This is a genomic window from Corynebacterium glyciniphilum AJ 3170 (genome assembly GCF_000626675.1).
Taxonomy (GTDB): domain Bacteria; phylum Actinomycetota; class Actinomycetes; order Mycobacteriales; family Mycobacteriaceae; genus Corynebacterium; species Corynebacterium glyciniphilum.
Genome location: NZ_CP006842.1, coordinates 3,218,120 through 3,232,486, shown reverse-complemented (window position 1 = coordinate 3,232,486; position 14,367 = coordinate 3,218,120). Strand labels below are relative to the sequence as shown.

Here is a 14,367-nt window from a genome sequence, read left to right as displayed (position 1 = left end):
GTGGCAGCCGGTCCTCTCCGGCTCTGGGGACACGATGATATTAGATCGGCAGGGACCCCGTGCCATGCCTGTATCGTGAGAACGGTCATGAAGGTTCTGTTGCTGTGCTGGCGCGATTCCGGCCACCCCGAAGGCGGTGGTAGCGAGGTCTATCTTGAGCGTGTCGCGGAGTATCTGGCACGGCAGGGGCACACGGTGACGTTCCGCACCGCCCGCTACCCCGGGTCGGCGCCGTCGGAGCAGCGTAACGGGGTCCACTACAGTCGCGGAGGTGGCGCTCTGACGGTGTACCCGCGGGCATGGTGGTACATGCTGCGGAGCGAGCGTCCGGACGTGGTGGTCGATACGCAGAATGGTGTGCCGTTCTTCGCGCGCATGATCGTCGGGGCAGGACGTGGCGGTGCGCGCGCCGTCCTGCTGACCCACCACTGCCACCGTGAACAGTGGCCGGTCGCCGGACCCGTGCTGTCGCGGATCGGCTGGTTCATCGAGTCGCGTCTGTCCCCGTGGATTCACCGGAGCACGCCCTATGTGACGGTGTCGGAGCCGAGCGCGGAGGAGCTCGTGGACCTCGGAGTGGATCGTGGGCGGATCACGGTGATCCGTAACGGTGTCGATGTCCCTGACTCCGTCACGACCGGTGACGCGCGGGACGAAGGACGGTTCCATCTGGTCACCCTCTCGCGTCTGGTGCCGCACAAGCAGATCGAGCACGCCATGGATGCCCTGGCCAGTGTCCTTCCCCGGCATCCGGAGACCTACCTCGACATCATCGGTGACGGGTGGTGGTCCGAGCGGTTACGACGGCACGCCGAGGATCTCGGGGTGTCCGGACACGTGGTGTTCCACGGTCATGTCACCGAGGAGATCAAGCACCGCATCCTGGCGCGTGCCGACCTGCACATCCTGCCCAGCAGGAAGGAAGGCTGGGGACTCGCGGTCATCGAGGCCGGGCTGCACGGGGTGCCCACGTTGGGTTACCGCTCGTCGGCCGGCCTGCGCGACAGTGTCGTTGACGGGGTCACCGGCGTGCTGGTCAACTCGGAAGGGGGACTGATCAACACGCTGGGCCAATTGTTGGAGGATCCGTCCCGCCTGGCGACGCTGGGGGCAGCGGCACAGGAGCGGGCGGGGACGTTCTCGTGGCAGCGCACCGGCGCGGCGTGGGAAGAGCTGCTCACCGGCCTCATGGAGTGACAGCCGGGCGACCCCGGAACAGTCTCCGGGCAACACGGGACACGAGAACGAGCAGGCATGCCAGACCCAGCGCACGTCCGAGGGGATAGAGAACGCCGAGCGAGAAGATGACCGGAAGATTCTGTTCTGCCCGTGACGTGGGGTAGGCGGCGGCGGCAATGATGAAGCACACCGCCGTCACCAGCGCGAGAATCTTGTCCGGCCACAGGACACTCGCTGCCGCGACACCGACAACGAGGATGAGCAGGATACCGCCCGCCACCAGTGAGCTGATGAGCGGATACAGGTCGTCGGCGGTGTTGCGGGGGAGGAGCTGCGACAGGGCGGCGGCAATCCCGAAGAGGGCGACGGCAGTCAGTAGACCGACGACGTATGCGCCCGGACGGCGCTCGCGTCCCGGGGGTCTCTGAAAGGGAACAACGTCTCCCCAGTATTCATCCATGACGTCTCCTGCGGTACTGCCGACGGGGAAACCAGTCTACGCCAGATGCTCGACCAGGATGCTCACGCCGATGCCGATGAGGACGAGTCCGCCGATGATCGTGGCGGGCGTGCCGAGCTTCCGGCCCCCGTGGTGGCCGAGCCATCCGCCGAGCAGGGACGCCAGGAACGTCGTCACTCCGATCAGTCCCACGGCAATGAGGATGTTGATCGGCACCAGGGCGAAGCCGATACCCACAGCGAGGGCGTCGATGCTCGTCGCGATGCCGAGGGTGAGGACGGAGCGGACGGTGAACACCGCGGCCGTCGTGTCGGACGGGCCGGCGGTGACGCTGTCCACGATCATCTTCGTTCCGATCCCGGCGAGCAGGGCAAAGGCGATCCAGTGGTCGATGCTCTCGACGAGGCCTGCGACCGACGAGCCCAGCGCCCAGCCGAGCAACGGCATCACGGCTTGAAAGGCGCCGAAGACCAGGGAGAGCAGCAGTATGCGGCGCATGACGTGTTGGCGGATCGTGGTGCCCTGGACGATGGAGACGGCAAAGGCGTCGGCGGAGACGCCCAGTGCGATGAGCAGGAGCTGGGTGATTGTCATGGTGTCGGTGACCTCTTCTTCGGCTGTTCCGGCATGGGGGCTGGGCCGAAGGTCTCGTTCGCCTGTTACACGCAGTTGCTGTGCAGGTGTGGTGCCGGGCCGTGTGGGACGGCCGGTATGTCGACACAACTCCGGCGGGTGAGGCCGGGAACTACTCCCCTTCTCATGGGGTGACGCACGGCGTGGACCGTGCGTCGGATAGGGACTGTAGCAGCAGGTCAGAGAGTGCGAAAGCGCGTTTTTCAGAGTTCGAACAGCGTAACTCCGGGGAGAGCGGGTATTGACAACAGCACTTCGTCGTGTCAGTGTATTAGGTACCTAATACAGAGATACATTGGGAGAACAAGAGGCGGAAACGCAGTGAGGAGGTGGCCGTGGAATTCGACAACTCGTCCCCGATCTGGAGTCAGCTGCTCGCGGAGTTCTCACGGCGCATCGTGGTCGGTCACTGGCAACCAGGGTCCCGCCTTCCCGGCGTCCGCGACCTCGCTGCCGAACTGGGCGTGAACCCGAACACCGTCCAACGGTCGCTGAGTGAGCTGGAGCGCGCCGGGCTGTGCCGCACCGAGCGGACGGTCGGGCGGTTCGTCACCGAGGACGACGACCGGATCAACGAGGAACGACAGAACCTGGCACGCGGCGCCGTCGACGATTTCGTCCGGCGCGTCCGCGGACTGGCATTGAGCCGGAACGAGGCTGAAGCCCTCGTCACGACCAGGTGGGGAGAAACGGACACTGAGATGGAGGAGCAATGACGGACACACAATACGCCACGGGCCTGATCCACACCCGTGGGCTCAGCAAGAACTACGGCAGCCGGACAGCACTGGCGACGATCGACCTCGACCTGCGCCCCGGGCAGATCATCGGCCTGCTCGGCGAGAACGGCTGCGGCAAGACGACACTGCTCAAGACCCTGGCCGGCGTCCTTTCAGGGTATGACGGCGAGGTGACTATCGCCGGTCACGCTCCGGGACCGGAGTCCAAGTCGCTCGTGTCCTTCCTGCCCGACGTCGGATTTCTCATCCCGTCCCACAAGGTCAGTTTCTGCCTGACGATGTGGAGCGACTTCTTCGCCGACTTCGACATCGACAAAGCCCGCTCGATGATCAACGACTTCGGGATCGACGAGAACCTCCGCATCAAACAGCTCTCCAAAGGGATGCGGGAGAAGGTGCAGGTGGCGATCGCCATGTCCCGCCGGACACCGGTCTATCTGCTCGACGAACCGATCTCCGGGGTGGACCCGTCCGCCCGGGACTCAATACTCAGGAGCATCATGGCGAACCTCTCGGAGGACTCGCTGCTGCTGATTTCCACTCATCTCGTCCATGATCTCGAGCCGATGCTCGACGCGGTGGTGATGATGCGCTACGGCCAGGTGATGCTCCAAGGCAGTGCCGATGACCTGCGCGCACACCACGGCACCAGCCTGGACGGCATCTTCCGGGAGGAGTACCGATGAACACCGCGACGACCGCAACGACCGCAACGACCGCGACGACGCCGACCCGCACCCTTTTCCGCTACGAGTGGTTGCGCACCCGCAGCATGCTCGCGATCGTCACCGGCCTGGCTGCGCTGGCGATCCTGTTCTGCGCCGCGCTGATCGCCGTTGACTGGACGGTTTTCAGCACCCTCGCCGCCGGCGTCGGAATCATGGTGGTCATGGGGTTCACCCCGGTCATGCAGATTGTGCTGGCCGTCGACTACTGGCGTTCCAGCTACGGTGCCTCCGGCTACCTCACGCAGACCATCCCGGTGAAGGGCGGCCGGATCTTCACCGTGAAGATGCTCTGGGCCGTGATCGTGACCACAGTGAGCCTGGTGGTGACCCTGATTCTCGGCTGCGTGCTCTGGGCGGGATTCGCCGCCGGGAACGAGCAGGTCACCGGCCTCGGTGACATGTTCCGCGAGCTCCGCGCCGCGCTGGGGGACTCCAGCGTGCCGGCGTGGCTGATGATCAGCGTGCTGGTGGGCGGCTACCTGGCCACCCTGGTGGCGCCCGTCCAGTATTACTTCTCCATTTCCCTGGGTAAGGAGCGGTGGCTGCAGACCCTGGGTGCCGGCGGACCGGTGCTGGTGTTCTTCCTGCTCGGTATGGTCAGCCAGGTGGTGGCGCTGGTCGGACTGTTCGCGATCCCGGTGGGTGTCACCGGCGACTCCACAGGCTGGACGCTGGGCGGCTACAGCTTCCTGGATGAAATCAGCCGCGAGCCGGGTGTGACGTCTCCCTACGAGTCGATGATGCCCCTGGGCTTCATCCCCCCGATGATCATCCTCGTAGTGCTCTGCCTGTGGCGGACCGTGTACTCGTGGAACCGCAAGGTGGAGCTGGAGTAGCCGCCCCTTTTACCTGTCGACGGCGTAGAGGCTCCACCGCCCGGACGACCAGATCTCGTTGCGATCCTTCAGGACATCGGCCACGCCACGGGTGTCGAGGCCGCCGTCCTCGACGATGACCAGATCGATGCCCCGAACGGCCAGGGTGTCCTCTCCCGACGCCAGCTCATTGAGCGCGGTGACCGTGTCTGGATTCCCGTCGACCAGGGCGTCGTCGACGATGAGGTACCCGGGGTCGAGGGGCCGTCCGGGCAGCATCTTGAGCGCCGGATCCAGGGCGGGACGGTCCCCGATCATCCGGTAGTTGCCGGGAGGCCACAACAGGATCCGGGCCGTCGTCCCGTGATCGTTCTGCCAGATAGCGACCTGGTCAGCGAGTTCATCGTAGGCGCTGTCGAGCTGCACCGGCGCCACCTCGGAGATATCCCGCGGTAGGGCGGGGACGGATGCCCAGACCAGGACGAGCACCGTGGCTGCGGCCCCGACCTGCCGTCCCCGCGAGAGCCGGACAATGCCCTGGCTGAGCACGACGATCAGGCCGGGTAAGGCGAGCACCACGAACTTCTGGGAGTCGCGGACCAGTCCGGCACCCGGCACATACTCAAGGAGCCAACCGGTCACGGCAAGCCCCGGCCCAGTGGACATCAGGGTGGGGACGACGACGGCCGCCAGGGCCAGCCAGATCAGGGGGCCGCCCCGCAGCTGACGGCGACGCGACAGCAGGACGGCAGTCACCACCGCTGCAAGCGCCAGAATCACCCCGGCGCCGGTGGTCACCGGAGCCAGCGCCTCGCGAGAGCCGGGGACCGCCTCGGCATTCCAGATCCCGCCGAGCCCGGCCAACGCCCCCAGCGTGCCGACCCCCGGTTCCGCCCCGGCAGCGAACAGCGCCGCGCCGGCAGCATCGGTCCGTGTTGCGTCGGCACCGGCGTTGAGCAGTGTCGGGATGACCCAGGGGAGCGACAGGACGATCCCGAGGCCGACGACGGTGAGCACCCGTCGCACAGGCGCGCTGCCGACGAGGGCGGCCACCGCAGCGGTCACGGTGGCGAGGATCAGACCGGTCGGGGTGAGCGCGCAGACCGCAGTGAGGGCGACCAGAGACACCACTGCCGCGGGGGAGCGGCGCATTGCGCTCAGGGCGACAGCGGGTAGCAGCACCCCGGCGAGGACGACTGACCAGTGCCCCTGTAGCAACCGCTCGGCGACGTACGGATTCCACAGAGTGACTGCCGCGGCGATGACGGCTGCGGCGCTGACACCGCGGCCACTGCCGACCTGCCGGGCGATGGCTGCCGCGCCGAGCGCGCCGACGTAACCTCCCACCAGCATGAGGACGCTGACCGTCACCGGCGGCGGCACCACCGGCGACAGCCAGGCCAGCACCGTGTCCTGCGGGACGGCACGGGGCAGTCCGTCGTGCCCCGTGGCCAGGTCATTCAACGCCATGGAGTGGGGGACGACCATGTCACGGAGGATCAGTGACGCCGCCTCCGAACCCGGTGTCGCGTAGCTGATCAGGGTGGAGAGGAACGGCCAGAAGACGACGCAGGCCAGCAGGGCGCACCAGAGGTGGAGCAGGAGCTGCGGACGCACCGTGGACAGCGGTGACGGTCTCTGGTCCTGCGTGGTCATCGTCTCATCGTAGGTGGGGGCAGGATATTACGCCTCGCCGGGAGACGCTGCCGGTGAAACCGCAGGTCGCCGCGAGACGGAGGCGTAATCGGTGACAGGCCCGTCCCCATCCGGCGGGCACCGCCGGTGTCAGTTGCGGTGGCGACCGGCGGACCGGGAGAGCAGGAAACCGATGATGAGCAGAATGACGCCGATGATCCCGGCGCCCCACGGGATGTACGTGCCGATGAGGTCCATGGACTTCAGGCCATCCTTCGCCCGGGTCATCTGGTTCTCGTGGGTCTCGTCGTTGAACTCACCGGGGTAGTACAGGGCGGTGCGGGTCGGGTTCTCCAGCTCGCGCTCGCGGTTCTCGGGCTTGGCCATCTCCTCTGCTTCCGCGTCGTCGCGGGCGTAGAACATCCAGACTTCCTCGGCGCCGTGGACGATGACGCCGGTATCCGGCTGGACGCGCAGGACGCGGTTGACCGTGTAGTACCTGCTCATCTCGACCTCAGGGCCCAGGTCAGCGTCTGCGGCGTCTTCGTCCGACCCCTCCTCGTCCTCGCTGGTCGCTGCGGGCTCGTCCTCCGGGTCCCATCCGTCGACCTCGTCGGGTGTGAGCCCCCACTTCGCGGCCGGGAACGCCAGCTTCAGGGAACCGAGGGACTGGCGGTCGGCGGCGCTGAGCTCACCATCGCCCTTGAGCATGGCCTCGACGTTGGGGTACATCTCCGACGGCCCGATCTCCTGCTCGAAGCGGTAGACCGTTTCACCGTCCATCTTCTCCTGGTCGACAAAATCGATGTCGTTGGTCTCCATGAGACGGTGGTCGAAGAACGGGTAGGCCTTCTTCTCGGTGTTGAACGGGAACTGGAACTGCAGTCCCGTGCGGGTGAACTGCGGGACGTCCTCCTGGACGTTGCCGCCGTCCGGGCCGGGGGCGGTGATGTTCAGCGACGAGGTTGGCTCATCGATGGGGAAGGCGGTCTTGCGGTCGAGGGTCACCCGGTCGATCTCGGCGGAGAGCAGGTTCTCCGGCTCGGGCAGGTCAGCCCGGTAGACGGTGCCACCGGCCTCCAGGGTGACCTCGTCATCGTCGGTGGGGTCCTGGGCCCGGACGAACCGTTGGGACTGGATGTCGGTCTCCGGCCAAATGAAGCAGCTGACCACCTTGTTCTCCCCCCGGCACTCCGGCAGTGAGTCCTTGCCGGCGACGGGCTCGTCGGCGGCAAGCGCCCCGGCGTCGGTCAGGATCCCTGGCGTGACCTTGGTGACGGTCGCCGACTCGATGTCCTTTGGGATGACCTTGCCTTTGGGAAGGACGTAGATCGGCAATGCCAGTGCAATGACCAGCAGTGCGGCGCCGAGAATGATGGCGAGGTGGGAGAAGACCTTCTTCATGTGGCCTGGTTCCTGTCCTGGTGAACGTCAGCGGGCGGAGTATTCACGGCTACTTTACCGGCTGAAACTACGATGCCGCGGAGGAACGCGCCTCGAAAAACAATAATGGTGAGAGACGTTCACCCGTGAGAGGCTCGGAGAGTAGCGTCACCACGGTATCCTGATCGACGATGAGCACGCCGAGCCGGTCCCCGAAAACTTTCCTCCCCGCCCTGGAGGGGATGCGCGCGGTCGCCGCGCTGGGGATCATCGTCGCCCATGTCGCGTTCCAGACCGGTAACGACACCGGGGCACTGGTCAACCGGATGATGGCACGGCTGGACTTCTTCGTCCCGGTCTTCTTCGCACTGTCCGGTTTCCTGCTGTGGAGGCGTCACGCTGCGGGCACCGGGTGGGCGTCCTACTATGTGAAACGCCTTGGACGGATCATGCCGGCGTACTGGGTGACGGTGGTTGTGGTGCTGTTGCTGTTTCCCGTGGCATCCGAGGGCGGTGCGCCGGGACCGGTCGCCACGGTGGCGAACCTGCTGCTGCTGCAGAACTACGTGCCGGACGGTCTGGTCGGAGGGCTGACACACCTGTGGTCGCTGTGCGTGGAGATGTTCTTCTACCTGCTGATGCCGCTGTTGGCGCTGGCAGTGGGACGGCGTAGCCGCCGGGTCAGGGTAGCTGCGATCCTTGCGGTGTGCTCGCTGAGTTATGTGTGGCCGTTCATTGCGTGGCATGACGCGGCGGTGAACGCACACATCATGCCGTGGGCGTTTCTGTCCTGGTTCGGGGCGGGGCTGCTCGCAGCCGAACTTGAGGGATGGCTGGCGGACGCCGAGGCGCGTGGTCACGGCCGTAAGGCCCGTACCGTCCGACGGTGGGCAGGACGACGGTGGATCTGGATCCTGCTGGCGGTGCTGGCGGTGTTCGTTGCCGCTATGGACGGCCCTGAAGGCTTGGTCACCGCGGGGGACGGCGAGTTCGCCCGGCGTAATTTCTACGGCATGGTGTTCGCCGCCAGTTTGATTGGCCCGTGGGCGGTGCAACCGGTGTCGCGGGTGCTGGACTCCGCGGTGATGCAGGCCCTGGGCCGGTGGTCGTACTCGATCTTCCTGTGGCACATGGCGATGTTGTCGCTGGTGTTCCCGCTGCTGGGGGTCGGACTGTTTCAGGGGGAGACGGTGCTCGTGTTGGTGGCGACGGTGGCGCTGACTATTCCGGTCGCGGCCCTGAGTTATGCATTGGTGGAGGATCCTGCGCGCCGGGCGGTGAACCAGTGGTGGCGGGGCAGTCTACTTGATAGGTCTATCAAGTAGCTATCAAGTAGAATCGTAATCGCAGGTCAACTGCTATGTCTACTTGTCATCGGATCTATCAAGTAGCTATCAAGTAGGTTGTATGAGAGCAGCCACTACGGCGTGAGTGTTGTGTCTGGCAGTGACCAGACAGCCCGAGGATCTCGAGGGGACTGACCGCTCCATGTCACGAGTCCTTCCTCTCTGAGGGCTTTGAGGGCGCGCTGAACGGCAGGACGATTGACGTCCATGATGTCGACGATCTCGCCCGTCCCCAACGGAGCCCGGGCTTCCCGGAGCGTGACTAAGACATCGTCCGCATATCGGGGCAGCCGATCCATTGTCCGTGCATCCACTGCATGTTCGGCGCGGAGGATCAGAGTCACGGTGCCGCTCGTCTGCCGGTATTCCGGGTCGGTGAATCCGCCGGCCCGCATCTCGTCGTAGATGCGGCGGATCCCCTCGCCCAGTTCCTGGCCGACTCCCAGATCGATCGCTACGCGGGCGATCAGGGGATTGCGGGCGAAACGAGCGATAGTCAGCGGTGTCCGCGGATCAGCCAGTCCTGGGAACCTCCCGGGGCTGGTGATTTCGATGCGATCGGGATACAACTCGACCCGGATATGGTCCCCGGTCAGGCTGTAGGAGCGGTGCAGTACCGCATTTACCAGGCCTTCGAGCCAGGCATCTTCGGGGAGCGTCGCCTGCCATGTGAAGGTCCCGGTGTCGTCGAGGCGTCGACGTCGGGGGAAGAGCCGCCGGACGGTAGCGGCGGCTTCTTCGATCATCGATGGGAGTGTCCCCTCGATACGGATGTCCTCGACGATGTTCTGTCGACGACCTGTTTCTCGTCGAGGCCCCTCGTACTGCAGAACCCGGATAAGAGCGTTGGGAAAGAACTCCTGCGGATCAGTGCCGAATAGGAGTTCCGCTGCAACGGTCACTTCGTCCCGGCGGGTCAGGAGATGACGACCCCTCAGGGCTGAGATGGCGTCACGCGCGCCAATGGTGCCTGCGTAGGCTTCCGCGTTCTGGGTGTTGAGAGGGGCCAGGCCCAGGTCTTCTGCTCCACGGACCGGTTGCGAGTCGAACTGACGCTCGCCTTTGCTGTAACGGAGCTCGAGTTGGTCATCGAAATTGAGCTTCATCGACTGATCGCCGACGCGAAGGTAGCAGGTTCCGCCCGCGGATTCATGGACCTGTTCACTGGCTGGCACGTCGATCAGGCAGACCTGGGCAGGGTTTCCGTCCTCGTCCCGACAGTCGAGAACCGAGAGGTCGTAACGGACTGTCGGGTTAACCTGCTCTACTCCGACCTGACGGAACTGGTTGAGTTGGTCGGCGCTGGGGAGGCCCTCAAGCTGTCCGCTGTGAATCCCGAGGGCGACGGTGCCGCCATCGGAATTCGCGAATGCGATGATGGTCTTAGCCAGGTCTTTGCCCTGGGTCCGGAAGCTCTTGCGGTCGAACCACTGGTCTTCCGGGGTGCTGACGACCGTGTTGCAGGTCCACACTGGTGGGGTCATGAAGGCAACGCTACTGCAACCTACTTGATAGATCTATCAAGTAGCTATCAAGTAGAAGCGTAATCGCAGGTCAACTGCTATGTCTACTTGCCATCGGATCTATCAAGTAGCTTCCGTTTTAAGGTGCATGGCGTCGAGCTGTGCGCTAGTGGCGGCTTTCAGTTGTGGCGACCGAAGTGCAGTTCTGACACTTTGACGGAGATGTCGCAGAGAGCTGCGGCAGCGGGGCTGTTGCTGTCATTGCGGGCAGCGAGGGCGAGGAAACTCTCCGCTCGGACATCTGAGAGCTTCACGAAGTCGACGCCGAGGTAGGGGATGAGGGAGAACTGGTGGGACACGAGGGCCACTCCGATGTGGCTGGCCACCAGGCTCATGAGCATCGGGGTGCTGCTCGCGTAGTCGACGAAGTTTGGTGCGAAACCCGCGGCAGCGCATGCCTGAGCTGTAGATCCGCTGATGCCGCCACCAAGAGCCTGGGAGTAGGTCACGAACCGTTCGTCGGCGAGCTCGGCGAGTGCGATGGTGGATCGCCCGGACATGGGGTGGCCGCTCGGCAGGGCGGCAATGAGTGGATCGGGGTGCAGCATCGTCAGATCGACAGTCTGTGACTCCACAGGTGGGCGCAGGTAGGCGACGTCCACTCCGCGGTGTTCGAGGTGGTCGACTGATTCGAAGGAGTTCATCTCCCGTAGTTGGAGCTGGACCTCCGGGAACTCCTGCCGAAACTGTTGGAGGACGTGGGGAAGAAAGTCGAAGGCCACCGGTTCGGTGTAGCCGACGGACAGGGAACCGGTTTTCCCGGCTGCGGCATCGGCCGCCACCCGCCGGGCGCGGTCATTGACTTCGAGAAGGACCTTGGCCTCGGCGAGGAAGGCAGTACCGGCGGCGCTGAGTTCGACTCCGCGTCCCGCCCGGTTGAACAGCCGCACGCCGAGAGCTGACTCCAACGACTGAACCTGCCTGGTCAGGGGGGACTGGCTGACGCGAAGTCGCAGGGCCGCGCGCCGGAAATTAGATTCCTCAGCCACTGCAATGAACGAGCGCAGTTGGTGGAACGTGAAATCTGATGCCATGAATAGCAACTATATCGGAGTTAATTGCAATAGACAGCAAGTATGACCTGAGTTACTGTTTCTCCTACAAAGTAATCCGCACCACACACTGCCACACTGAGGAGGACCGTGATGATCACTCTGGAGGCTGTTGACGTCGAATTTCCCAAGCCAGGAGCAGAATCGGAACGAGTACATGCCCTGGCGAACCTGGATCTGACCGTTGAAGACCAAGAGTTTGTCTGTCTGTTGGGGCCGAGCGGTTGTGGTAAGTCGACGGCGCTCAATCTGATCGCAGGATTCACCACCCCGAGCCGCGGCCACGTCGAGGTCGACGGCCAATCACTGGAAGGTCCATCACCGGAACGGGGAGTCGTCTTTCAAGAGGCCACGTTGTTTCCCTGGATGACTGTCCGGTCCAATGTGGCGTTCGGGCCGAAGATGCGGAAGTCGGAGTCATCCGAGGCCATCGAGAAGAACGTTGATCAGTACCTAGAGAACGTCGGTCTCGCAGGGTTCGACAAGCATCTGCCCAAAGAACTGTCCGGTGGCATGCGGCAACGCGTCGGTCTGGCCCGCGTTCTGGTCAATGATCCACCGATCCTGCTCATGGATGAGCCTTTCGGCGCCCTCGACGCGCAGACACGTATCACTATGCAGGAGCTTCTCCTGGAGCTGTGGGAGCGCGACCGGAAGACGGTCCTCTTCGTCACCCACGATATTGATGAAGCGCTGATTCTCAGCGACCGGATCCTGGTCATGTCGCCGCGCCCAGGGCGGATCAGTAAGGAGATCTGCGTGGATCTTCCCCGACCCCGGACTCATGAACTGATCACAGACCCGGATTATGTCCGGCTCCGCCAGGAACTCTTCGAGGAACTGCGGCACGAGACCCATCGTGCCGATGAACTCATCGAGCAGGAAATGTCGAAAGGACGCTGAGTCATGAGTACATCACTGACCAGAAACTGGGTCTTCCGACTTGTCGTGGCGCTCATTCTGTTGGCGGCGGTTGTCGTGGCAGGTCGTACCTACGCGGCGAAATCCGGCACGGCCGACGAGAACAGGGTGAGGATCGGCTGGGTCTCGGCCGCAACCTGGGTCCCGTGGGCGACCCTCGACGAGGAACTCGACGACGGCACCAATGTCGAACTCACTCCGTTCAAGAGCTCGAACGATGCCTTGACAGCCCTGGCCAACGGATCCGTGGATATGGCCCCGGTGGGGTACAACAACCTCGCGTCATTGCTGACGTCGGGGAATCCGCGTGTCTCCTTCGTCTCAGGTATCAGCTCCAATGGCTCGGTGTTCCTCGCTAGAGATGGGAGCAGCATTGAGTCCTGGGACGATCTGAGAGGTAAACGCATCGGCTCCGTCCGCGGGTCGACCCAGTACATCAACCTGGCTGCCGCGATGGAGACCCGCGGCATGGACATTGACCGGGACACCCAGTACATGAACATGCAGTCCTTCCCGGATCTGAATCTCGCGCTGCAACGCGGTGATGTCGATGGCATCGTCACGTTCCCACCGCTGTCCGGGGAAGCGGAGGAAGCAGGCTACGGTCACATCGTCCCGGACATCCAGGACAGCCTCTACGACGGATCATTCAGCGTCGCCAGCGGAATTCTCGCCAACGACGCGTTCCTGGAAAACAACCGGGACGAAGCGGTCGAGGTGATGCGGGCCTTCAGCAAACGACTCGAAACGCTGGCGGACGATCCGGAGACCTGGGAGCGCGAGTACCAGAACATCACGGGAAGCTCCGGCACGGGAATCGGTACCGCGCTGGAAGAGGAGTACATTGTCCCGATCCTGGAGATGCCCGAGGATGAAATCGACGGAGTTCCTCCCGTTCTCACCAGACTCGGAATCATCGACGATGATGACACCACTGCACTGACCGAGCACCTCGACTACTCACTCCTTGAGGACGTCACGGGGAGAACCGCGACGGACCTCGGCAAGAACGGGGACAACTCATGACTGCCACAGCATCAGCACACACCGTGAAAAACACGACCGCCGAAACGGCTAAGCTGCGGGGGAATCGCCGATCATCGTCTCATTCGAAAGTGCAGTCAATTTCTCTGGCCCTGATCATCCCCGTGATCATCGCAGTTGTCTGGGAAGTCGCGGGACGGGCCGGCTGGATCGCCGATGGGCTGTTCCCTCCATTGAGCGTCTGTGTCGCCGCGTTCGTTGACTGGGTCTCGGGGATCGGACTGTTCACATCCGACTTCACCCCCTCGGAGGCGTACTCGACAACATGGCTGGCGCACGTCGGTGCCTCTGTGGGGCGCGTGCTGATGGGCTTCGTCCTCGGCTCCGTCCTGGCCATCGTCTTTGGCATCCTGGCTGGGATCAGCTGGCACGCCAAGCGCATGATCGACCCGACGATCAACGCCATCCGACCGATTTCGGTCACCGGCTGGGTCCCGATCGCGCTGATCATCTTCGGTATCGGCGACCAGCCTGCCGTGTTCCTCACAGCGCTCGCGACTTTCTTCCCCGTGTACGTCAACACACTGTCAGGGGTGCAGCGGGTTGACCGTGGCCTGATCCGGGCGGGCAGGATGCTCGGTGCACCTCAGTACAAGGTCGTGATGAGCATCGTGCTGCCGGCCGCGTCACCGAACATCATTACGGGTCTCCGAGTATCGCTCGGTATCGCCTGGACCACCGTCGTCGTGGCCGAGATTCTCGGTGCGAAGTCGGGTGTCGGCTACGTCCTTATCGATTCGTACAACCAGTTCCGCTTCGATTACGTCATTGCCGCTATGGCGACGCTCGGCATCTGCGGAATCGTCACCGACAAACTCCTGCAGTGGATCTTCGCGGATGCGCTGCGGTGGTCAGACAACTGACCCCGTTCACAACATTTCATCACCTCCGCGACCGTCGCCGATGGT

The 14,367-nt window shown here is 63.9% G+C and carries 14 protein-coding genes; 8 read left to right on the top strand and 6 right to left on the bottom strand.

The window, feature by feature from the left end:
- Positions 1-87 precede the first annotated feature (87 nt).
- Positions 88-1,197 carry a glycosyltransferase family 4 protein gene (locus CGLY_RS15070; protein WP_038550441.1) on the top strand — a complete coding sequence of 370 codons (1,110 nt, stop codon included), beginning with the start codon at positions 88-90 and terminating at the stop codon, positions 1,195-1,197.
- On the opposite strand, the gene CGLY_RS15065 is transcribed toward CGLY_RS15070, so the two are convergent.
- Both CGLY_RS15065 and CGLY_RS15060 read right to left on the bottom strand, forming a co-directional pair.
- Positions 1,187-1,639 (bottom strand): hypothetical protein, encoded by a 453-nt coding sequence (locus CGLY_RS15065; protein ID WP_038550439.1) that lies wholly within the window; start codon positions 1,637-1,639, stop codon positions 1,187-1,189. The genes CGLY_RS15070 and CGLY_RS15065 overlap by 11 nt on opposite strands.
- Positions 1,640-1,675: 36 nt before the next feature.
- Positions 1,676-2,233 carry a manganese efflux pump MntP gene (locus tag CGLY_RS15060; protein ID WP_038550437.1) on the bottom strand — a complete coding sequence of 186 codons (558 nt, stop codon included), beginning with the start codon at positions 2,231-2,233 and terminating at the stop codon, positions 1,676-1,678.
- A 374-nt stretch (positions 2,234-2,607) separates the two neighbouring features.
- On the opposite strand from CGLY_RS15060, the gene CGLY_RS15055 reads away from it, so the two are divergent.
- Genes CGLY_RS15055 through CGLY_RS15045 form a run of 3 tightly spaced genes read left to right on the top strand, consistent with a single transcriptional unit; the run spans position 2,608 to position 4,576 of the window.
- Positions 2,608-2,988, top strand: coding sequence for a GntR family transcriptional regulator (locus CGLY_RS15055; protein WP_038550436.1), 381 nt, complete (start codon positions 2,608-2,610; stop codon positions 2,986-2,988).
- Positions 2,985-3,698: an ABC transporter ATP-binding protein gene (locus CGLY_RS15050; protein WP_038550434.1), complete on the top strand. Its 714-nt coding sequence runs from the start codon at positions 2,985-2,987 to the stop codon at positions 3,696-3,698. The genes CGLY_RS15055 and CGLY_RS15050 overlap by 4 nt, the downstream gene beginning before the upstream one ends.
- Positions 3,695-4,576, top strand: coding sequence for a hypothetical protein (locus tag CGLY_RS15045; protein WP_038550432.1), 882 nt, complete (start codon positions 3,695-3,697; stop codon positions 4,574-4,576). The genes CGLY_RS15050 and CGLY_RS15045 overlap by 4 nt, the downstream gene beginning before the upstream one ends.
- A 9-nt stretch (positions 4,577-4,585) precedes the next feature.
- Here the strand turns inward: CGLY_RS15045 and CGLY_RS15040 are convergent, their stop codons facing one another.
- Together CGLY_RS15040 and CGLY_RS15035 are read right to left on the bottom strand one after the other, a co-directional pair.
- A complete protein-coding gene (locus CGLY_RS15040; RefSeq protein ID WP_038550430.1) occupies positions 4,586-6,211 on the bottom strand; it encodes a hypothetical protein in 1,626 nt (541 codons plus the stop codon).
- A 129-nt stretch (positions 6,212-6,340) separates the two neighbouring features.
- Positions 6,341-7,594, bottom strand: coding sequence for a DUF3068 domain-containing protein (locus CGLY_RS15035; protein ID WP_038550429.1), 1,254 nt, complete (start codon positions 7,592-7,594; stop codon positions 6,341-6,343).
- Between the two features lie 170 nt (positions 7,595-7,764).
- Between CGLY_RS15035 and CGLY_RS15030 the strand changes: the two genes are divergently transcribed.
- The gene (locus tag CGLY_RS15030) at positions 7,765-8,898 is read left to right on the top strand and encodes an acyltransferase family protein (RefSeq protein WP_038550428.1); all 1,134 of its coding nucleotides are present in this window, start codon (positions 7,765-7,767) and stop codon (positions 8,896-8,898) included.
- Between the two features lie 95 nt (positions 8,899-8,993).
- Here the strand turns inward: CGLY_RS15030 and CGLY_RS15025 are convergent, their stop codons facing one another.
- Positions 8,994-10,403 (bottom strand): ATP-binding protein, encoded by a 1,410-nt coding sequence (locus CGLY_RS15025; RefSeq protein ID WP_038550426.1) that lies wholly within the window; start codon positions 10,401-10,403, stop codon positions 8,994-8,996.
- A gap of 158 nt (positions 10,404-10,561) precedes the next feature.
- Complete coding sequence (locus CGLY_RS15020; protein WP_052540361.1) at positions 10,562-11,476, bottom strand: LysR family transcriptional regulator; 915 nt, start codon at positions 11,474-11,476, stop codon at positions 10,562-10,564.
- A gap of 111 nt (positions 11,477-11,587) precedes the next feature.
- Here CGLY_RS15020 and CGLY_RS15015 point away from each other — a divergent pair, with 111 nt between their 5' ends.
- From CGLY_RS15015 to CGLY_RS15005, 3 genes are all read left to right on the top strand, one after another.
- Positions 11,588-12,397, top strand: a complete 810-nt coding sequence (locus tag CGLY_RS15015; protein WP_052540360.1) for an ABC transporter ATP-binding protein — start codon at positions 11,588-11,590, stop codon at positions 12,395-12,397.
- 3 nt (positions 12,398-12,400) lie between these two features.
- Positions 12,401-13,441: an ABC transporter substrate-binding protein gene (locus CGLY_RS15010; protein ID WP_038550425.1), complete on the top strand. Its 1,041-nt coding sequence runs from the start codon at positions 12,401-12,403 to the stop codon at positions 13,439-13,441.
- 89 nt (positions 13,442-13,530) lie between these two features.
- Positions 13,531-14,322: an ABC transporter permease gene (locus CGLY_RS15005; RefSeq protein ID WP_038550424.1), complete on the top strand. Its 792-nt coding sequence runs from the start codon at positions 13,531-13,533 to the stop codon at positions 14,320-14,322.
- The last annotated feature ends 45 nt before the right edge of the window (positions 14,323-14,367 follow it).